Origin of the sequence: Acinetobacter sp. Marseille-Q1623 (genome assembly GCF_902809895.1) — a bacterium.
In the GTDB taxonomy this organism is placed as follows: Bacteria; Pseudomonadota; Gammaproteobacteria; order Pseudomonadales; family Moraxellaceae; genus Acinetobacter; species Acinetobacter piscicola_A.
This window is the reverse complement of record NZ_CADDWG010000002.1, coordinates 318429-337705: the sequence shown is the minus strand read 5'-3', so window position 1 is coordinate 337705 and position 19277 is coordinate 318429. Positions and strand designations below refer to the sequence as shown.

Here is a 19277-nt window from a genome sequence, read left to right as displayed (position 1 = left end):
ACTGAAATAATAAATAATTGAAACGGGGAAAATATGAATCTAAAAAAATGTACAGATTGTGGACAAGATTATAGTGTGCGAGCGCCTGCCTGTATTCATTGTGGTGCGCCGAATGATGATATGCAGTCTGTTGCAACAAAAAGTGAAAGTTCATCTTTTTTAGGTTGGATCGGGGCGGCAATTTGTGTTGCGATAGGCTTTTATAGTGTAAATCCGAGTGGATTTATTGACATCATTCGTTTTTTTAAACCTGATGTGAATGTCATTGCAGAGTCAGATATCCGTTCGTGTAGTTCAAATGGTGCACAAGCACAGATGAGATCTGCTTTTGACCAAAGCCAATATGCTTTAGCAAATAGCTTAAAAGTCATTTCAATTGAGACGCAGAAAGTGGCAACTGAGGATGGCAGCGCTTTGAGTTGTCATTCACAATTGATGCTGAACAACAGTGAAAAAGTTAATTTTATTTTTAATTTTACACAAAAAGATGATCAATATTTAATTACGGGCAGACCCTTATAACTCAATTTTTCATTTTTATAAGCATGATTGATCGGTGTATTTATTTTTGTGTTTAACTTATCTAATTGATTTTAATTATTTAAATAAATTAATTTTTTGATTTGTTACATTGCTTAAGTAGTATCCTGAGCTAAAAACAGGCATGATGGTTTTATAGATAAAAGATTTGGTTGAGTATTATGATTCGTTTATTTTCTATTTCTGCACTGTGTTTTGCAGTATTGACAGGGTGTGCGACAACTGAAAAATTAGCAAGTAAAGTAAGTTTTGGTGGGGCAGATACACCGATGCAACAGGTGATTAAAGCTCAGCCATCCATCCTAAAAAACCAAAATAGTCTGTCTGTTCGTCAAGTATTTAATCGTGTGGAAAATCCGACAGCAGCACAAATCGCAGTGATTGATTCAAACTTATTGGATGATTCTGTGAGTGCGATTCGTACAGATTATATTTTCAAACGCGTAGAAAATGAATGGAAACTACAAGAAACGAAAAAGACTTATCAATGTAGACGTGGTCATTCGAAAGAGTTTCAGTCAAATTTATGCTCTTAATTTCGGTGTCGTTGAGTGAACTTACGAGATGAGCGATCTCGTAAGTTGAATTTAGTACATACGATTGAATAAACGTATTTCATCTGCTTTTGGTAAAACATCACCATAACCCAGTTCTTTGTACAATGCTGTCGCTTTAGCTCGCCAAATTTTGGCTTGTTTGGCATCGGCTTTAAAAGCTTTGCTGCCATTTTCATATAAGTTCACTAGCAAAATGCCTGCAGTTGGGTTGCCTTGTTGTAATGATTTTTTATAAAGTTCTGCGGCTTTGGCAGGGTCTGCTTTTACTAAATAGCCATGTTCATAATAGCGTGCTAAATCCAGTAATGCCCGATCATGCCCAAGTGCAATGGCTTGATTTAGAGAGGCAATAGATTTTTTGGGGTTATAAATTTTCCACTCTTTTTGTGCGTAAAGTTGTGAGAGTGTATAGAACGCATCTTTTTCTTTTTTTGCAGCTTTATGTTCTGCCATAAATAACTCAGGTTCATAGGTTAATTCTTCAAATTTTTTATTGCTATTTAATAGCTTTAAAACGGCTTGTTGTGCTGCAATATTATCTTTATGAGCAGACATTTTGTAATATTGCATTGCATCTTCAATGGGTTGATTATTCATATTTTTATCTTCAATCATTTTCCCCATCATATAGGCAATAAAGCCTGTGGGGTCAATTTGTATAGAATATAAATGATTGGCTTTTTTCCAATATTGCAGCGCCTTTTCTTGATTTTCAGATCGCCCAACACCGTAAGCATAGCTATATGCAACGTATGCCCAATATGCACCTATACTGTCGGCATTACTAGGATGGTCAGCAAAAAGAGAAAGTAGATCAATGCCTTGTTCTTGAAGTTGTGTATAACCAATTTGATGCATGACACGAATACCAATCAGTTCCATAGCATCAAAACTGCCTAAATCAACAGCTTCAAGAATTAAATCATTCGCCTTGCTTTGGTCTTTTTTTACACCTTCTCCCAAATCGTATTTTTGAGCTTCAAGCAATTTTTTATAGATCTTAATGTCATTTTCATCAGGTTCACGAATGTTTGCCATGTCGCGATATTTCCGTTTTTCTTCCTCACTCATGTTTGAACTTTCAATTTGTGGCAAATTATTTTTAATTTGTTCTGCAAACATACGAGACAGTGATTGATCATTTTCTGGGTCAGTTAAGTAAGCTTCCCATAAGGCTTGGTTAAATGTATCAATGTCATTGATTTGGTGGAATTCAGCAAAGATCGGCGTGTGTTGCACAGAGGATGGTGAATTATGTTTTATGCTGTTTGGTGTTGTACTTGCCAATACATTTTGAAATGGTATAAAAGGCATTAAAATTGCGGTGCAAAGGCTTAGGGTGAGAAGTGGTTTTTTCATTTCTAGTTAAAATATGTGATTGAATTTCGTTAAGTATTTATAGCAAAAATAGCTTTTAAACTGTGTTAAGTTGAGTAAATTTTAAATGCTTGGAAAATATAATTTTAAAGAGATGCAAAAAATCCTAACATTGCCAAAATTAATGATATAAAACCTGTAGTCTTACCTCAAACGTGAAAATAATGAATATCCAACAAGAAATCCAAAATCTATTTCAAAACCGAGATGAGCATCCGCTGTTTTATATTGAAAGTGGCAGCCGTTTATGGGGTATGGCAAGCCCTGACAGTGACTATGATGTACGTGGTTTTCACCTGCCTTGCAAAGCCCAATATTACGACTATCGAAAGCATCGTGATTTAATTGAAATTATGGATGGTGATTTTGACTTTGTTTCTTTTGACCTTAATAAAATGTTTGGTCTACTTGCTAAAAGCAATCCCACTGTTTTGGAATGGGTACGTGCACATATTGTTTACTTTAATCAATTTCCTGAATGGGAAAAATTTAGAGATGGATTGCTGGAGCGTATCGATTATAAGGCTCTGTATTATCATTATTTGTCGCTTGCCAAAGGCGGTATGCATGTGATGCAGACAGCAGATAACTTTACCTACAAAAAAGTGTTTTACTCGATTCGAGGTCTAATGTCAGCCGAACTTGCAACTCAGGAAATCATGCCTGAACTCCTGATCACCAACTTATTTGCCCAAATTGATGAAAATGATCCACTGCGCCATTGGGCAGAAGATTATCTGGAAATTAAAAAACAACAGAAAGAAAAAGCTCAGGTTCCTGCACCTGAACAGGCACAGATTTTAAAATTGTTAAATGATAAAATTGAAGCTTTAAATTTGCGTGCAATTGAGCCAACCAATGATGTGGCACAGCTTCAGCAATATTTAACCGAATATAGCTTTCATTTAAAACAACATTTTTATGGGTGAAACTTTAAAAATAGAAATTAAAAATATAACATCATGAAAAAAATCGCTTTTATCCACTGTAATGACACAATACTTTCGGTTTGGGGATTTTCATCCTGCTAAAACTATTTTTCCCCAAAACAGGGCGACTGCAATTTTAGCAATAAAATGGGGCATTGAATGATGACATATTAGAAGATCAGGCACTTGTAGTCATAGTGAGCAGGTTCAGGTGACCGCCTTGGATGATAGTAAATTTTTATTGCTCAGTGCTGCACCATTACTATAAATGAACCGGTCAAGGCCAAAGGTTTTTTTTGATGAATACTTACACAGAAATTTTACAGGCTTATGACGATCTGAAAAATGGGAGATTTATTCAGCAATCGTCAATACGCTAGCTTCATAACAAATGGATAACTTTCACTCAAAAAAAGCCTGTGTTACACTCAACATTCTGCGTTTGGTTGTACTCTGTTTCAACGTGAGTCTGTAGGACTCAAGTGAACATTGACGCAGATCTATCTCACTCTATTTTCTATTTTGACTTGATTTAGACACCTTGTGAATACGGTGTTGATCTCGCTTGATTAAAGCAAATCTCAATTTATTTTAAATTCTCAGTGCTTGTCATTGGGCTGACGTTTATTTACTGAAAAATAAGCGTAGACCTACAAGCCATTATGATCTGTAGAAAACAATGCAAAATAATGCACACAATGTAATGCAAAAAGAGCAGATGACGACTTTGAGCCGTGCAACATTCATGTTTCCACTGGCGTTAGTTTTGTTCGAATTTTCAGTCTATATCGGTAATGATTTAGTACAACCTGCGATGTTAGCGATTACCAAAGAGTTTGGTGTCAGCAGCACTTGGGCACCTTCATCCATGTCTTTTTATTTGTTGGGAGGGGCCTGTGTCGCATGGTTATTGGGTCCCTTATCAGACCGTTTAGGACGTAAAAAAGTCCTGTTGGCAGGTGTAATTTTCTTTGTGATGACCTGCGTACTCATTTTATTCACACATCATATTGAAAGCTTTTTAGCCCTACGCTTTTTACAGGGTTTTGGTTTATCGGTCATTGCAGCAGTGGGTTATGCCGCAATTCAAGAAACCTTTGAAGAGCGTGATGCGATTAAAGTCATGGCTCTCATGGCAAATATCTCTTTGCTTGCACCTTTAATTGGACCTGTTTTAGGGGCTTTTCTGATTGACCATGTGTCTTGGCACTGGGGTTTTATTGGAATTGCCTTTTTTGCCTGTTTGAGTTGGTTTGGTTTAAAAGCCAAAATGCCTGAGTCTAAAGTGAGTATTCCTAAGCAGCCTTTGCGTTATATTTGGGATGATTATCAAAAAGTCCTGAAAAATAGAACTTTTATTGGCATGACTTTAGGTTTGCCTATGGTGGCGATGCCATTGATGTTATGGATTGCGCTTTCACCTGTCATGTTGGTTGAGGAGTTAGGACTCAGTAGTCTGCAATATGGCTTGGCTCAGTTTCCTGTTTTGGGCGGTTTAATTGTGGGTAATATTGTCCTGATTAAAATGATTGACCGTTTAGCCTTAGGTAAAACCGTTTTAATGGGCTTACCGCTGATGCTGTTAGGAACTGCAATCATCTTACTGGGAGTGATTTGGCGTGAATATTTTCTCTACTGCGTCATTTTAGGCATGACTTTGGTCAGCTTTGGTGAAGGGATTAGCTTTTCAATACTTTATCGTTTTGCATTGATGGCGTCAGATGTGTCTAAAGGAACGGTTGCTGCGGCAGTTTCAGTGTTAATGATGTTTATCTTTTTCTTTGTGATTGAGTTTATTCGCATCATGTATGAACATTTTCATTTATGGGCATATGCTTTGGCATGTTTTACCTTGATCGCTTTATGGTTTACGATTCCCCGTAAATTATTAAAAGAAATCATGCAACAGCGTCAGGCAAATGGTGAGTTTTAAAAGCTTATTTTATTTTTAGGGAGAGGGTTTTTAAAATGAGCTCTCTTTCATCCCTCCTGTGAGGAGGGAGGTTTTGAAGAGAGATTTTTTAGATCGTTTAAGCAGAGAAAACTCAAGGAAGAAAGGATTTTATTGCGCTAATTTCTTGAGTTTATGATCAAAGACAAAAGGTCCAAACGGTAAAATCGAAGCAATTAGTCCTAAAATAAACATTTTAATCGACCATTTTTGCTTTTCACAGACCACAAATAAAACCACTAAAAATAAAATGAACAGTACGCCATGCCCCATTCCGACATATTTCACTAAAATAGGGTTATCAAACATATATTTCATCGGCATTGCAATGAATAATAACAATAAAAATGAAATGCCTTCGAGAAGTCCAACAAGTCTTAAGGTTTTGATATTCATGGTCACTGCATAAAATGAGAATGAATATTCAGTGTAACGGATTAATGCTTGAAAGCAAAATAAAACATCAATAATAAAATATATTAAATAATTGAATTTATTGAAAATAAAACCAAGCTATTGGCTTGGTTTTAATCCAAAAATTGACTTAACTTGTTCAGTATAAAGTGAATTTGATGCGCTTGAAATTCAATGTTTTTATTTAATTTCAAGTTTTAATAACGTCATTTTGAGCTTCAATAATTCAGGTAAAGTTTCCAATAACAAACTGATTTGTTTCAGTGCCAATAATAAATCGTCGGATAGGTTTTCTTGTTCAGTGAATTGTTTAATTTCTTGTAATTTCTCCTGAATGATCAGCTCATCTAAGGGGTGTTGTTGAATTAAGGCATGATGTAAGGTAGCTTTACACCATAACATGAGCTCTAAAACTTGTGCATCATTGACCTGTGTGCGATGTGTACCCAATGCAGATACATAGCTGAGTTGGCTATGACTATAAACCAAATACCGAAAAGCGGTGTGGATCAAGTCCTGATTGGGATTGGGTTCAGTACTTAAACTTGAAATCATACTCGACAGTTCGATTTGTGCATTATGTGCAAAGCGTCGAGCTTGACGGTATTCCACACTGTTATTTTTACCGTGTTGGTACTGTGACACGATTGCATCAAAATAGTTCAATGTTGCCTGACTACTTTTGCGGATATTATTGGAAATATTACGAAAATTCCAATCCGGCCAAATAAAACTGACAGCAAACCATGCGATTAAACAGCCTAAAATCGTGTCGATGATACGCGGTAAAATAATCGCATAGCCTGCACCTTTGAGATTAAAAATCAATAACACCATTAAGGTTGCCATTAAAGTGGCTATGGCATATTTTTTGGAACGTAAATAAAAGAAATACACACCAAAAATGATGGTAAGCACCAGTTGACCTTCAACACTAGGTACAAAATATAAAATTGGAATGCCTAAAAGCACACCTAAAACAGTACCTAAGGTGCGCAGTTGCAAACGGCTTTTGGTGGCAAAATAACTGATTTGACAGACAAATAAACTGGTCAATAAAATCCAATAGCCATTTTTAGCAAAGGGTAACAACGAAATGCTATAGCCGACAGCAAAGACAAAGGCGATCCGTACTGCATGTCGAAATAGGGCAGAATTCGGCGTGAAATGAGGTTGAATTTTCAACCATAAATCATGCATACCATGAATATCATCATCCAATAAATTTAAATTATCCTGATGTTCACTATAACTTTGCTGATAATTGCCTTGCTCAATACTTAAATTATGAAATTGTTCTTGGACATTTTTTAAATTGCGCAGGATGAGTTGTAGATTTTTCACTTCAAGATTACGTGGATTTTCCACAATCCATTCATGCATAGAGTGTTCTAGATTGTGTAGAGCGGTGGTGTTTTTAGGCGTAATTGAAAAATTTTCTTGTTGAACAATAGCATGTGCCAAGCGTTGACAATTTTCTGCATGCAAAACAATATTTTTCTGAATCCGATAAATTAAATCTGTACGACTAAAATTGCGCTGAATATGTTCATAATGCAAATAATTCGAGGTTGCTTGCTCATGAATATCTTGTGCTAAAAAGTATAAATTTAAACAATAAATTGTATTTTTATTGGCACGAGAGGCTTTTAAGCGTGTGAGTAAAGAGGCTTTGGTAAAATTCAGTTGTTGTACAACAATGCTGTTTTGTAAGGATAAATCATATAAAAGCTGTTCGACATTGTCTTGATTGTCTGGGTCAAAGAGTTTAGATTTTGCCAAAAGTAAATTCGCAAGCGATTGAAAATTATTGGCTAAATTATCTTGTAAAGCTTGTGTGGGTTTGAGTAAATAAAAAATAATCGAGCTCATGCCATACCATGCAACCCCCAATACAAAATAGCTAGGCTGGTCGTACCATTGATCGTATTCCCCCAAACCAAACATGGTGTAGATGGACAAAAGTACAGTGCCAAATGAAATGGTGGCATAACGTTGCCCCAATGCACCCATGAGTATAAATAGCCCACTCGAAAGCGATAAATAAATTAAAAAGAGAAATTTATACGGAGATAAAAACTCTAAAATACTGCTCACACTAAAAAATAAAATCGCTACATAGATCAAATTTCTGAGACGAATACTGAGTCGATCATCAAAATCGGTGAGTGCTGTTGCAATTGCACCTAAGGTCACAGGCACAATCAAATATTTCAAATCTAAAAAATATAATCCTAGCGTTGTTCCACTTAATACAATCAACATCTGTAGGCAATAGATCAGAATCGAATTTGATTTAAAAGCGTGTAGATGGATTGAAAAATGATTCACAGGAATAAACTGACATTGAAGAGAAAGGGTAAGGATTAGCCTGATATTATTTTAATTTATTGTCAATTTCTAAGAACGATTCACTACAAAAATGTGCAGATTTGATGGGAGGATTGCTTCTGAGGATAAGTTTGAGCCACTGTGAATAAATCTGAATTTATCCACAGTTGCGCTATTGTGTTCGTAGATTTAAAAAATCTTAAATTACCCCACAAGCAATACGATCACCACCACCGCCTAATGGTTTTGGATGGTCAGAATAATTGTCACCCCCTGCATGAACCATAATGGCTAAGCCTTGAACGTCTGCAAGTTTTAAACGAGGCGCATAGACCGTGGTTTTAGCATGACCTTCTGTATCGACATTAAGCACAGGTAAGTCCCCTAAATGCCCATCATTGGGTGTGCCATGACCGGTGGCTTGTGTTGGGTTGAAATGCCCACCCGCAGCCAATGCAGCAGCCATTTTCCCATCTTTTTCGGCAGCTTCACATGAACCTTTTTCATGAATATGGAAACCATGAAAGCCGGAAGGAAGTTGCGTGAGATCAGTTGAAATTTTTAAACCTTGCGTGCTGTCTTCTAATTGAATAGTACCAATTTTTTCACCAATTCCTTCCGCACTGACGGCATGTACATCCACAGTTTCATGTGCTGCCTTTTTTGCAGAAGTGATTGATGTGGTTGTACAAGCAACAGTAGTCAAACTAAGCAATACAGATAACGCCGTGAATTTAAAAATCTGATGAGATAACATGCACAAGCATCCTATGTTTTGTTGTTTATTGCATTATTCAAACAAAATACGGTGTATTGCACAGTAGAAAATAAGTGTTTGAATGTAAATATTTATAAATGAAAAATATTTACTTCGGTGCTTTGAAATCATTGTTCTCAATGTCATAAGCCATGGTTGCATCAGGGACTTGTTGTGCTTCATGGGTTTCATGTAACCATTCACGCCAAATCGCCAATAACACCGCTAAAATCACAGGGCCGATAAATAAACCAACCAAACCGAAACTCGCTAAGCCACCTAAAACACCAAACATGATCAATAAAAAAGGAATTTGGGTTGCACCAGAGATAACCAAAGGACGGATGACATTATCTGCTGTACTCACAATACACACTCCCCATGCCATGACCCCAATTGCTTCAATGGTCATGCCTTTAGAGAACAGCCAAAGTGAGACGGCTCCATACGCCAACGGTGGACCAAAAGGAATGAGTGCCATTAAAAAGGTGATAATGGTCAATACCATCGGGTTGGGTGCACCCGCCACAAAATAGCTTACGCCTGCAAGTAAGGATTGAGCAACCGCAGTTAAACCTACCCCATAGACAACTGCACGTGTGGTTTCAGAAATCGTATCTAAATAATGATGGATACGTGGACCGATGACCATTTCTAAGGCTTTACTGACTTGTTGTAAAATGGTTTGTCCGTCACGATAAAAGAAGAATAACGACATAATGGCAAAACAGAGTTTCACCAAATTTTTCGAAATTTCACTCAGAACAAATTTACCGTAATTAAGATGCCCCTGAATCCAAACGCCGATATTTTGTGAAATGCTGCTTGGATTTTCATTGATATCACGGACGATGCGAGAAATTTCTTTACCAATAATTGGTAGTTGACGTAAGACATCAGGCACATCAAGATGTCCTGAAGACAGTTGACGTTGAATATCAAAATATAAATTTCGACCTTCATGTTGCAACATGAAAATACCAAAAATCAAAGGAATACCAATCACCAAAACCACCATAGTGATCATGATTGAGGCGCTCAGACTCGGACGGTTTTCACCACACATACGCAAAATGCGTTTATACAGCGGCCATGTCATATAGGCAATAATACACGCCCATAACACAGGAACAATAAAGTATTTGAGAATATCAAAACCTAAAAAAACCAGGATAAATAATAAACCAAATAAAAGCACACGCTGTAAAGTGGAAGTGAAATCGGACACGAATTTCTCGAAATTAATTAATTATCGTATAGTTCATATTAACTGAAAAATAGCCTCAGGCAATGTTAAATGCACCGCCTGAAATATTATTTTTGAAAATGCTGACCATGATCTATTTAGAACCAATCACTCGGATCATCAATTAAAGCATCTAATAGCGGTTGCCATTGCATTTGAATTTGGACAAAATTCTTTTGATTTTTATCAAAAATAGATAAGCCTTGCATGGCCAGTTGCCCATAAGCACTGCGTTCAGAGATCCAAGCCACAGGTTGCTGTTCGATTTTTTCAAAAAACTGTTGAATATCTTTAGCACTAGCACTGTTGGGTTTAACACGATTGGCAAGCAGTAAAATATCAACTTTACCCTTACGAATACGCTTAATCTCTTGAATATGCTTTAAAAAGCGTTTGGTGCTGTCGATGTCGAAAAAGGAGGGTTGTAAGGGCGTGACGATGGCATGACATTCACTGATGAGTTGTTCAGCATGTGCACCTGTCAGAGCCCCAGGCGCATCAATAATTAAATATTGTAAATTTTTTGGCGCATCGCCAATCGACTTTTCATGACGCCAATCTAAGCTTTGAATTTCATTGGCATCGTTTGGTCGCTGTTTTAACCACTGCAAGGCAGATTTTTGATTGTCTGCATCGGCAAGTGCCACGCTATAGCCTTTTTGTGCAAGCGCAGATGCGAGTGTAATCGCAGTAATGGTTTTTCCGCAGCCACCTTTTTGATTTGCAATGAGAATTGTTTTCATAGTTTTCATTGATTCACCCAACCCGTCCTGCCACTAGCTTAGCATTATTTTTAAAGTGATAGGTTACAGATGACAAAAGTCTTAGAGTTGTTTACATTGAAAATTATTTTACAAAACCTAAGCTTAATTTTAAGCCCAATGAATGATAGATAGGAACTCATTATGTCGCTGTGGATGGCAATGTTGCTTGGTGCATGTATCGGCATTGTTTTAACAACATGGGTGCTGTCCAGTACACGAAATGGAAAAATCAAAGCAGAATATGAGCGTTATATTGCCGAGTTAGAACTTGAACATCAGCAGGCTTTAGCTGAGGCAAAAAAACGCAGTGTAAATACCAGTCGTGCAGTTTTAAAAGGGAAAATGGCAGAGCAACTCGCACCCATCATGCCACAATTTCAATATTTACCCAGTGATGCCAAGTTCTTAGGCGATCCCATCGATTATGTCGTCTTTGATGGGTATAGTGCATTTCGTGATGATGAAGGTGCGGCTGAAGAGATTGAAATCGTACTGATTGATATCAAAAGTGGGGGCGCACGTTTGACAAAGGGGCAACACGCTATTGCCCAAGCCATCCGAGCAGGGCGAGTGCGTTTTGAAACCATTCGCATCGATTTTGATGATTAAAAAATATCAATTGAGCTAGGCTTTTTGTACACGTGCCAACAACATACGGCATCCCACTTTGGGTAGGTCATCGGCATCAAAATAATATTTTTCGACAAATTTAAAGTTTGCATTGGATAAATACAGTTCAATATTGCGGTTTAAATGACAACCATCTGCAATGACTTTTTGCACAGGGGTGAGTAAGTTTTGCAATTTTTTCAGGGTTGGGTGATCGTGATATTGCACATGTTCAACCAAATGAAAAGTTCCTTCAGGTTTCAGCACCCTATAAATTTCAGCTAAAGCTTGTTCTAAATGGGCAATACTACACATCGTCCATGTACTGACAATATGATCTAAAGAATGGTCAGCAAAAGGTAGTTTTTCAGCACTGGCTTGAATGTGCTGGACATGAAAAGGAGTATTTAAAACCTGTTTTTGTGCCAACTGATAAATATCAGCATTGGGTTCTAAGGCGATGAGTTCTTCGACTTGGTAAAAGGGTAAATTTAGACCTGTCCCAAAACCAATTTCTAAAGCACGGCCATGCACTTTTCTGAGTAGCTCTGCACGTGCTTCCATCATACTTGGGGTTTGCATAATGTGATTGAGTAAATGTGGAAAAATACGTTGTTGATAAAATTTATAAATCATTGCTTTCACAGTTTTATTATTAAAGAAAATAGTGTAACGAAAATATAGACTTAAATATAAGACAAACAAGTGACAAAATTTCTATATTTTGTTACTTAAACTTGATTTTATTTTAATTTTCATCAGCGATACTGATACTGAAGAAATCGTTCAAAAGAGATGTTGAAGGTGAAGAATATGACACGGAATTTATGGTGCGCAGCAGTTTTGGCATTATGTTCAGCATCTGTGAATGCATCTCAATCTGCTGAATATAATATTGCTAATGGATTAGCGCCGATTATTAAAGATCAAAGCATTTCTGTACTTGAACCCTTTCATGGTGAGTTTCGTATTTTAGGTTCGAAAGAATATCAAGATGATGAACAAGCCAAATTTTCACCCATCGATTATGCAGTCACACGTGGCATTTTTACTGAACCTGAAATTGCTCGGCAGATTTCAATTAACCAATATGATCGTTATTTGAATTGGAAAATGGCACGTCCACCTGTGCCGCCAAAACTGGCAACGCAAATGGTGAGTAATATGCATATTATTCCTGCTAATCCCAAAATTGCCCAAGAAATTAAGAAAGTTAAACGAGGTGATCTCGTCCGTTTAACGGGAGATTTAGTGCAGATTAACGATAAAGACTTGGTTTGGAAGTCAGCCCTAGATTGGACTGGAATTGGCGATGGCGCATGTAAATTGATTCGAGTCGACTCAATTCAGTGGGTTGAAAAGCAGAATATTTAAAATCAAAAAAATGATGGGAGAACTGGGTAGAAAGTTCAATATCCTGCGTATTTCTGAAATACATAACATAAAGCTGCTGGGATCGATCTCAGCAGCTTGCTCTTGAAAGCAAATTTTCAATCTCTTATTAAATGTTTATGGAGTTGTTTTGGTTTTCCAATGATCTAACTGTGCTTCTGCACTCAGCAAATCACTCATACCACGGACAGATTCAGCAGGATTATTCGCTTGATCCTTCGTTTGCATTTTACTGTCAAAGGCTTTGGCTTGATTTTCCCAATATTGATAGAGCAAACCTTGAATATAGCGACCTTGTTCAGTTTTTAAATCTAACTCTTTGAGCATATTTAAAGCAGATTGGATGCTATCTCGTTTACGTTGTTGGTCAATTTCCTCAGTCAATGTGCCTTCAGCATCCATTTTTTCTAAATCAGCTTCTAAAGCTTCATTCATGGCATCGAACTTTTCTTGATATTCATCAAGTAAAGTAATGTCGGCTGCATCTTTAGGTGTACTTGGAAAATTTTGAATTGGCTTAGTTTTGAGTTCTTTCATGACCGCTTCAGAACTTTGTTGGGTTTTATCTGTTGATTGTTCTGCATTCTTATCATTTTGTGATGAACATGCACCAATCAGAACAGCGCTTAGGAGGACTGAAATATAAGCCAAGGGACGTAAGAGGTGCATGAAACTAAAACTCCTTAAGATATTCATCGGGTTTGCTTTTTAAAGTGATAAGCATAAGTGACGTAAGGAAACTCGATTTCGTCATCTGCATATTTGCCTGTATGTTCTAATATAATAGCTTCAAATTGTTGTTTTAGCTGTTGCTGTTGTGTGGAAGGCATAGCAGCAATAAAGCTAGTTGACAATAATCGTTTACTGACCACATTTTCAACTGTTCCTTTATGAATTTGTGAAAATAATTTTAAACTTTCGAGCTGAAATAAAAATTGATGTTCAAAGACGTGTTGCCAATCGCCACGATGATAACGAGGTGTATTTCCTTCAAAGGGAGCAATTAAGTCGGCTAATGCTTTAACCCAGGGTACATTTTCATCGCGCTGATTCCACACTAAGCCTAAATGTCCTTCGGGTTTTAGGATATGGTAAATTTCATTCAAGCTCTCGATATTGGCAAACCAATGAAAGGATTGAGCACATAAAATGGCATCAACACTTTCTGAAGCCAGTGCGATCTCATCACTTTTTGCTTGTAATGTTTGGACATCGGGATGAGCAAGATGTAACTGAGTAAGCATTTCTGCCACAGGTTCTACCGCAATAATTTGCGAGCTTGCTTGCTTTAAATAAGGCAAAAACTTACCTGTTCCTGCACCTAAATCAACCACAGTCGAGTTGGATTGAATTTTCAGCTCATCAATTAGCCAATTAACAATTTCAGATGGATAATTTGGACGTACTTGTTGATATAGTTCAGCAGCAGAACTAAACCCTTTCTGTGCAGCAGGATGTAGAGAATGTGTCATATTTTGCGCTTTTTTATCTGTGCAGACTCTATAAAATATGACACTTGATACGATGAATAGGCAAGTTATCTATTTATTTAATTTTAACGAAAGATAAGAGAGCCGTTTTTCGGTATTGCAATGGACAAGCAAATCATTTTTGAAGACGATCATATTCGAGCAATTTACTTACAAGGCACAACTGACACTTTGGTTTTGTCATTTGGTGATTTGATTACACGTGCCAAAGGCTTGTCGATTAATGCTGAAAAATCATTGATGAAATATGACTATAGTATGGTTGGCATCATGCCAAAACAAAAGTCATGGTTTCCTATGTCAAGCATGTTGGCTTTACTTGAACAGTTACAACCGATTTTAAAACAATTTAAAAAAATCGTGGGGTATGGCGGCTCAATGGGTGGCTATGCTGCAATTAAATATTCAAAACCATTACAAATGACACGTGTCGTGGCGATGGTGCCACAATATTCAATCGACCCGAATGAAGTTGAAGATAAACGTTATACCGACTTTTATGATGCCAAATTAAATGCAGATATGAGGATTCAGGCACAGGATATTGTCGAAAATTGTGAATATATTATTGTTTACGATCCGTATTTTGAAAATGACAAAGAGCATTATTTAAAAATAAAACCACTGATTCCACAATTACATACCTTGCATTTGCCTTATACAGGACATGATGCCATTGCGGTTTTAGCAAACTCTGCTTTATTACATGACTTTATTGAACATCCTTATGATCAGACTTATTTTTATAAGCAAATTCGTGAAGTCAAAAAGAACAGTAAATTTTACTATCGCAGTGTGATTGCGCATTTGTTAGGTACGCATAATGAAGCGTTAGGAAAAATATTAAAAGGGGTTGATTTACAACTCGATAGCACTTTTTTTGATACCAATTTAAAACAGACCATCACCCGTATTTTACTGACGAATAAACGTGTCGATGAGCAAGATTTACAAAAGCTTGGTATTCAAGTGAACTTGCCTTTTGAAGAAAAAACTCAGTTACAGGACTGTTTTGGCAATATCATTGTATTTAATGTTATTACCCAAAAACTTGAAAGTTATAACCAGCAAGTGATTGATGTCAATGGAAAATATATTATTCCTTTGAGTGTTGAACACACGGGTTTAGTTGAAATCGAAGTAAAAAAACAGACCTATTTGATCTGTATGAATGATCGCCGTGTGACCAAATTATTCAAATGTGATGATGCTTTGTCGATGGATATGAACCCAATTGTCATTAAAAAATGTGCAGATTTTTATGTGTTGAGCTATAAAAATTTATATATGCGTTGTGATGAAGCTGGAAATTGTTATTTTGATGCTGAAAGTGTGCAAGAGACTGAAAAATACAGCATTATCTAGCGACATTTGTTTAATTCTATGCGTGAAAATAAAGATCGATATTCCTGAAAGTCGGCGAGTGTTTGCGGTGCTTGAGGGTTTAACTCAATACGCTGGTGTTGAGTTGTAAAATGACCTTTATTTTCCGATAGATTGGTTAAACCACCATCGGTATAGCGATATTCATAACGTGCTGCATAATTTAATTGTTGTTGTTGAAACAGATAATTTTCTTTAATTTTGCCTGTTTCACCAAAAAATAGCGCTTCGATTTTACAGCCTTGTTTGAGTTTGGAAAGTCGTATAGCATTTCCTTCAGTTGATGAGTATTGTTCAACATTTTCAATTATTTGTAGTGTGGTATCAGCCTGACAAAAAGAACTGAATAGATACATACAGCACATGCTGAATCCAAACTGAATCTTTGCAAAACAGTGTACATTGAACATTTTTGTCTGACCCAACAAATGAAGATTTAAATATGCAATAAATCAGGCAGAAAAACAAATTTAAGTCTGATACTGATGAAAAGTCTCTTATTGTTCAGATACTGTGTTATATTTCATCAAATTCATTTAAATTTTTATTGCAATTTCAATCGTTACAAAATGAAAAATAGAGAATGATGTGAAATACAAGTCAGGGATTGGCTGTTCGATATTCAACATAAATGTGTGGATATTGAGATGATAAAATAAGGGCTAAGTATGATTAAGGCACAGGCGACATCAGTTTTGAAAAAAATAAGAAAAAAAGCAGTGCAGCCTAAGCAAGAGCGTACCCAGAAACGTATGCAGATGGTGATTGAAAAAACCCAAGAATTATTACTTGCAGTCGGCATTGAGCGGATTTCGATTCCTGAAATTGCCAATGCGGTGGGTATTCCTCGTACCAGTATTTATCAGTTCTTTCCCAGCAAATATGATCTACTTCGACATATTGCATTGCTGCATTTAAATGAGTTAGTAACAAGAATTGGGCAGGCCGCAATCTCAGTGCTGAGTGAACATCCGCAATCTTCCATTGAAGACTATGGCAAAAAACTTTCTGCGAGTATGATCCGAACCACCGCCGATTTTTTTAATGACTCTGAAGTGGCGAGTTTAATTATTTTAAGTGGACCTTTTACTCGTCAAGCTTATATGGAATATCAAGTTGAGCTAAAAAAGGTCAGTGCCAGTGTACGTAAGGCATTGGAAATGATTCAAGTCGATAGTTATGTACCCCAAGAACCTGATGCTTTGACTATTCTGATGGAATTGGTGTTTACCTGTATGAAGCATGGGTATTACACAGAAAATTATATTTCTGAAGCCATTATTCAAGAAGCTTATCGGATTGCGATTAGCTATTTATTTTCCTTAAAAAATAATGACTTTGTATTAGACGCAGAGCGACCATAGTCATATGAATAAAGCAGTTTTTACAGATAAATTATGGTAAATTTCAATCGTTTATTGATTAATTTGTGCAGGGATAGCCATGAAAGGTGTATTTTTAGATTATTCATCATTGGATAAAAATGACTTAAATTTTAATGATTTAAAGTCCTATTTTGATGATTTTAAATTATATACATCGACGACACCTGAACAACTGCTTGAACGTATTCAAGATGTCGATGTAGTGATCAGTAACAAAGTGGTGCTTGCGGCTGAGCATATTCAACAAGCTAAAAATTTAAAATTAATTTTGATCTCTGCGACAGGGACAAACAATGTTGACCTTGTGCAAGCGAAACAACACGGCATTGTGGTGTGTAATTGTCAGGGTTACGGCACTGCTGCTGTGGCACAACATACACTTGCGCTGATGTTGGCATTGGCAACTTCTTTAATTCAATATGATCGTGCAGTTAAGCAAGGTCAGTGGAATAATTCCCCAATTTTTTGTTTGTTGGATTTTCCTATTGTTGAATTATCAGGTAAAACCTTAGGGATTGTGGGCTATGGTGAACTGGGTCAAGCTGTTGCACGTTTAGCAGAAGCATTTGGCATGCGTGTTTTACTCGCTGCATTGCCTAATCGTAAGATGGATGCAAGTCGTATTGCCTTAGCTGAATTATTGCCACAGGTAGATTTTTTAACTTTACATTGCCCTTTAACCGAACAAACCCGTGATTTAATTGGGGCAAAAGAGTTTGAATTAATGAAAAATTCTGCTTTTCTAATTAATTGTGCTCGTGGTGGTATTGTTAATGAACAGGCCTTGGCAAATGCACTGCGACAAGGGCAAATCGCAGGGGCTGCAACGGATGTTTTAACTGTTGAACCACCAACACAAGGCAATGTTTTGTTGGGAGAAGATATTCCAAATTTAATTATTACCCCACATAGTGCATGGGGCAGTGTGGATGCAAGGCAGCGCATCGTGAGTCAACTGACTGAAAATTTAAAAGCATTTATAAATGGCAATGTAATTCGACAAGTGAATTAATTTTTTATTCGCATTAATTATAAAAAATCCCTCAATCAATGAGGGATTTGAAAAGTATTTAAAATAGATTGCTAAACATTAAGCACCTGTTTTTGTTGCACGTTCAGCAGCTTTTGTTTCTTCACCACGGAAGAATTTTTTGGTTTTTTCCCATGTTCTAGAGAAAAAACCTTGAGTTTTTTCAGATTGTTCTTTGACGACTTCTTTGGTCTGTTCTGCTTTTTCTACAACAAACTCTTTTGCTTCAACAGACTTTTCAACAGCAGCATCTTTTACTTCAGTCGCTTTTGTTGCAGTTGCGTCGGTCGCATGCGCAATTTTATCTTTTGCCACATCTTTAGTTTCAACTGTTTTAGCCACGACAGCATCTTTTACTTCAGTCGCTTTAGTTGCAGTTGCGTCGGTTGCATGCGCAATTTTATCTTTTGCCACATCTTTAGTTTCAACTGTTTTAGCCACGACAGCATCTTTTACTTCAGTCGCTTTAGTTGCAGTTGCATCGGTTGCATGCGCAATTTTATCTTTTGCCACATCTTTAGTTTCAACTGTTTTAGCCACGACGGCATCTTTTACTTCAGTCGCTTTAGTTGCAGTTGCATCGGTTGCATGCGCAATTTTATCTTTTGCCACATCTTTAGTTTCAACCGTTTTAGCCACGACTGCATCTTTTACTTCAGTCGCTTTAGTTGCAGTCGCATCGGTTGTATGCACAATTTTATCTTTTGCCACATCTTTAGTTTCAACCGTTTTAGTGATTACGGTATCTTTTGCTTTAGCCGCAGCATCCGCTTTAGCCACAGCGTCTACTTTTACTTGAGTTACAGCAGTTGTTTCAGCAAAAACAGGTGTACAAGCCAAAATACTTGCAGCGATGATCGTTGTTTTTATGGTTTTCATAAATGACATTCCTCAAAGGTGAGGAGTACCGATTGTACCCCAGTAATAAGGCCGAAATATTAAAACTAAGTTATTGATAAATGTAAAAAAGAAATGAAAGTTATACATCTTGGATACAACAAGACCACAAAAATAGACATTATGGTTAAAGCATTGTTTTTAAAAAATAACTTTTATATTTCAAATGTTTTTTTTTATTTTTATAGTCTATTTGTTATATTTATATTACATAAAATTACAATA

Annotated in this window: 20 protein-coding genes; 9 read left to right on the top strand and 11 right to left on the bottom strand. The window is 36.7% G+C overall.

Annotated elements, in window-relative coordinates; translation table 11 throughout:
• Positions 1-33 precede the first annotated feature (33 nt).
• On the top strand, positions 34-522 hold the full coding sequence (locus HUV91_RS14240) for a hypothetical protein (RefSeq protein WP_130072210.1): 489 nt from the start codon (positions 34-36) through the stop codon (positions 520-522).
• Between the two features lie 179 nt (positions 523-701).
• Complete coding sequence (locus HUV91_RS14235; RefSeq protein ID WP_130072209.1) at positions 702-1076, top strand: hypothetical protein; 375 nt, start codon at positions 702-704, stop codon at positions 1074-1076.
• Positions 1077-1127: 51 nt separating this feature from the next.
• Here the strand turns inward: HUV91_RS14235 and HUV91_RS14230 are convergent, their stop codons facing one another.
• Complete coding sequence (locus HUV91_RS14230; RefSeq protein WP_174493829.1) at positions 1128-2456, bottom strand: tetratricopeptide repeat protein; 1329 nt, start codon at positions 2454-2456, stop codon at positions 1128-1130.
• 182 nt (positions 2457-2638) lie between these two features.
• Between HUV91_RS14230 and HUV91_RS14225 the strand changes: the two genes are divergently transcribed.
• Together HUV91_RS14225 and HUV91_RS14220 are read left to right on the top strand one after the other, a co-directional pair.
• On the top strand, positions 2639-3403 hold the full coding sequence (locus tag HUV91_RS14225; protein ID WP_174493828.1) for a DNA polymerase beta superfamily protein: 765 nt from the start codon (positions 2639-2641) through the stop codon (positions 3401-3403).
• 703 nt (positions 3404-4106) lie between these two features.
• Positions 4107-5336 carry an MFS transporter gene (locus tag HUV91_RS14220; RefSeq protein ID WP_174494008.1) on the top strand — a complete coding sequence of 410 codons (1230 nt, stop codon included), beginning with the start codon at positions 4107-4109 and terminating at the stop codon, positions 5334-5336.
• Positions 5337-5465: 129 nt separating this feature from the next.
• On the opposite strand, the gene HUV91_RS14215 is transcribed toward HUV91_RS14220, so the two are convergent.
• The 5 genes from HUV91_RS14215 to HUV91_RS14195 form a co-directional block, all read right to left on the bottom strand.
• Positions 5466-5750 (bottom strand): DUF3817 domain-containing protein, encoded by a 285-nt coding sequence (locus tag HUV91_RS14215; protein WP_130072206.1) that lies wholly within the window; start codon positions 5748-5750, stop codon positions 5466-5468.
• 198 nt (positions 5751-5948) lie between these two features.
• Complete coding sequence (yccS, locus tag HUV91_RS14210) at positions 5949-8099, bottom strand: YccS family putative transporter (protein WP_228721880.1); 2151 nt, start codon at positions 8097-8099, stop codon at positions 5949-5951.
• Between the two features lie 199 nt (positions 8100-8298).
• Positions 8299-8856, bottom strand: coding sequence for a superoxide dismutase family protein (gene sodC / locus HUV91_RS14205; protein ID WP_130072204.1), 558 nt, complete (start codon positions 8854-8856; stop codon positions 8299-8301).
• Between the two features lie 109 nt (positions 8857-8965).
• On the bottom strand, positions 8966-10084 hold the full coding sequence (locus HUV91_RS14200) for an AI-2E family transporter (protein ID WP_130072203.1): 1119 nt from the start codon (positions 10082-10084) through the stop codon (positions 8966-8968).
• Positions 10085-10200: 116 nt separating this feature from the next.
• A complete protein-coding gene (locus HUV91_RS14195; RefSeq protein WP_174494007.1) occupies positions 10201-10845 on the bottom strand; it encodes a ParA family protein in 645 nt (214 codons plus the stop codon).
• 162 nt (positions 10846-11007) lie between these two features.
• On the opposite strand from HUV91_RS14195, the gene HUV91_RS14190 reads away from it, so the two are divergent.
• Positions 11008-11475, top strand: a complete 468-nt coding sequence (locus HUV91_RS14190) for a Holliday junction resolvase-like protein (protein ID WP_174493826.1) — start codon at positions 11008-11010, stop codon at positions 11473-11475.
• Between the two features lie 15 nt (positions 11476-11490).
• Here the strand turns inward: HUV91_RS14190 and HUV91_RS14185 are convergent, their stop codons facing one another.
• Positions 11491-12111 (bottom strand): class I SAM-dependent methyltransferase, encoded by a 621-nt coding sequence (locus tag HUV91_RS14185; protein WP_174493825.1) that lies wholly within the window; start codon positions 12109-12111, stop codon positions 11491-11493.
• A 177-nt stretch (positions 12112-12288) separates the two neighbouring features.
• Between HUV91_RS14185 and HUV91_RS14180 the strand changes: the two genes are divergently transcribed.
• Positions 12289-12849, top strand: a complete 561-nt coding sequence (locus tag HUV91_RS14180; RefSeq protein WP_130072200.1) for a hypothetical protein — start codon at positions 12289-12291, stop codon at positions 12847-12849.
• Positions 12850-12984: 135 nt separating this feature from the next.
• Here HUV91_RS14180 and HUV91_RS14175 read toward each other — a convergent pair whose 3' ends face one another.
• On the bottom strand, positions 12985-13536 hold the full coding sequence (locus HUV91_RS14175) for a hypothetical protein (RefSeq protein WP_174493824.1): 552 nt from the start codon (positions 13534-13536) through the stop codon (positions 12985-12987).
• 23 nt (positions 13537-13559) lie between these two features.
• Complete coding sequence (locus HUV91_RS14170) at positions 13560-14339, bottom strand: class I SAM-dependent methyltransferase (protein WP_130072198.1); 780 nt, start codon at positions 14337-14339, stop codon at positions 13560-13562.
• A 120-nt stretch (positions 14340-14459) separates the two neighbouring features.
• Here HUV91_RS14170 and HUV91_RS14165 point away from each other — a divergent pair, with 120 nt between their 5' ends.
• Complete coding sequence (locus HUV91_RS14165; RefSeq protein ID WP_174493823.1) at positions 14460-15722, top strand: hypothetical protein; 1263 nt, start codon at positions 14460-14462, stop codon at positions 15720-15722.
• On the opposite strand, the gene HUV91_RS14160 is transcribed toward HUV91_RS14165, so the two are convergent.
• Entirely contained in the window at positions 15719-16096 is a 378-nt protein-coding gene (locus HUV91_RS14160) for a hypothetical protein (protein WP_130072196.1), read from the bottom strand. The genes HUV91_RS14165 and HUV91_RS14160 overlap by 4 nt on opposite strands.
• 312 nt (positions 16097-16408) lie before the next feature.
• Between HUV91_RS14160 and HUV91_RS14155 the strand changes: the two genes are divergently transcribed.
• Positions 16409-17104 carry a TetR/AcrR family transcriptional regulator gene (locus tag HUV91_RS14155; RefSeq protein WP_130072195.1) on the top strand — a complete coding sequence of 232 codons (696 nt, stop codon included), beginning with the start codon at positions 16409-16411 and terminating at the stop codon, positions 17102-17104.
• A 79-nt stretch (positions 17105-17183) separates the two neighbouring features.
• Complete coding sequence (locus HUV91_RS14150; RefSeq protein ID WP_130072194.1) at positions 17184-18137, top strand: 2-hydroxyacid dehydrogenase; 954 nt, start codon at positions 17184-17186, stop codon at positions 18135-18137.
• Positions 18138-18215: 78 nt separating this feature from the next.
• Here the strand turns inward: HUV91_RS14150 and HUV91_RS14145 are convergent, their stop codons facing one another.
• A complete protein-coding gene (locus HUV91_RS14145; RefSeq protein ID WP_174493822.1) occupies positions 18216-19034 on the bottom strand; it encodes a hypothetical protein in 819 nt (272 codons plus the stop codon).
• Between the last annotated feature and the right edge of the window lie 243 nt (positions 19035-19277).

Coding starts and splice junctions, on each gene's coding strand:
- HUV91_RS14235 (WP_130072209.1), top strand. CDS start 702: ATGATTCGTTTATTTTCTATTTCTGCACTGTGTTTTGCAGTATTGACA.
- HUV91_RS14225 (WP_174493828.1), top strand. CDS start 2,639: ATGAATATCCAACAAGAAATCCAAAATCTATTTCAAAACCGAGATGAG.
- HUV91_RS14150 (WP_130072194.1), top strand. CDS start 17,184: ATGAAAGGTGTATTTTTAGATTATTCATCATTGGATAAAAATGACTTA.
- HUV91_RS14240 (WP_130072210.1), top strand. CDS start 34: ATGAATCTAAAAAAATGTACAGATTGTGGACAAGATTATAGTGTGCGA.
- HUV91_RS14170 (WP_130072198.1), bottom strand. CDS start 14,339: ATGACACATTCTCTACATCCTGCTGCACAGAAAGGGTTTAGTTCTGCT.
- HUV91_RS14215 (WP_130072206.1), bottom strand. CDS start 5,750: ATGAATATCAAAACCTTAAGACTTGTTGGACTTCTCGAAGGCATTTCA.
- HUV91_RS14190 (WP_174493826.1), top strand. CDS start 11,008: ATGTCGCTGTGGATGGCAATGTTGCTTGGTGCATGTATCGGCATTGTT.
- HUV91_RS14220 (WP_174494008.1), top strand. CDS start 4,107: ATGCAAAAAGAGCAGATGACGACTTTGAGCCGTGCAACATTCATGTTT.
- HUV91_RS14195 (WP_174494007.1), bottom strand. CDS start 10,845: ATGAAAACAATTCTCATTGCAAATCAAAAAGGTGGCTGCGGAAAAACC.
- HUV91_RS14160 (WP_130072196.1), bottom strand. CDS start 16,096: ATGTATCTATTCAGTTCTTTTTGTCAGGCTGATACCACACTACAAATA.
- HUV91_RS14230 (WP_174493829.1), bottom strand. CDS start 2,456: ATGAAAAAACCACTTCTCACCCTAAGCCTTTGCACCGCAATTTTAATG.
- HUV91_RS14180 (WP_130072200.1), top strand. CDS start 12,289: ATGACACGGAATTTATGGTGCGCAGCAGTTTTGGCATTATGTTCAGCA.
- HUV91_RS14145 (WP_174493822.1), bottom strand. CDS start 19,034: ATGAAAACCATAAAAACAACGATCATCGCTGCAAGTATTTTGGCTTGT.
- HUV91_RS14185 (WP_174493825.1), bottom strand. CDS start 12,111: ATGATTTATAAATTTTATCAACAACGTATTTTTCCACATTTACTCAAT.
- sodC (WP_130072204.1), bottom strand. CDS start 8,856: ATGTTATCTCATCAGATTTTTAAATTCACGGCGTTATCTGTATTGCTT.
- HUV91_RS14155 (WP_130072195.1), top strand. CDS start 16,409: ATGATTAAGGCACAGGCGACATCAGTTTTGAAAAAAATAAGAAAAAAA.
- HUV91_RS14175 (WP_174493824.1), bottom strand. CDS start 13,536: ATGCACCTCTTACGTCCCTTGGCTTATATTTCAGTCCTCCTAAGCGCT.
- HUV91_RS14165 (WP_174493823.1), top strand. CDS start 14,460: ATGGACAAGCAAATCATTTTTGAAGACGATCATATTCGAGCAATTTAC.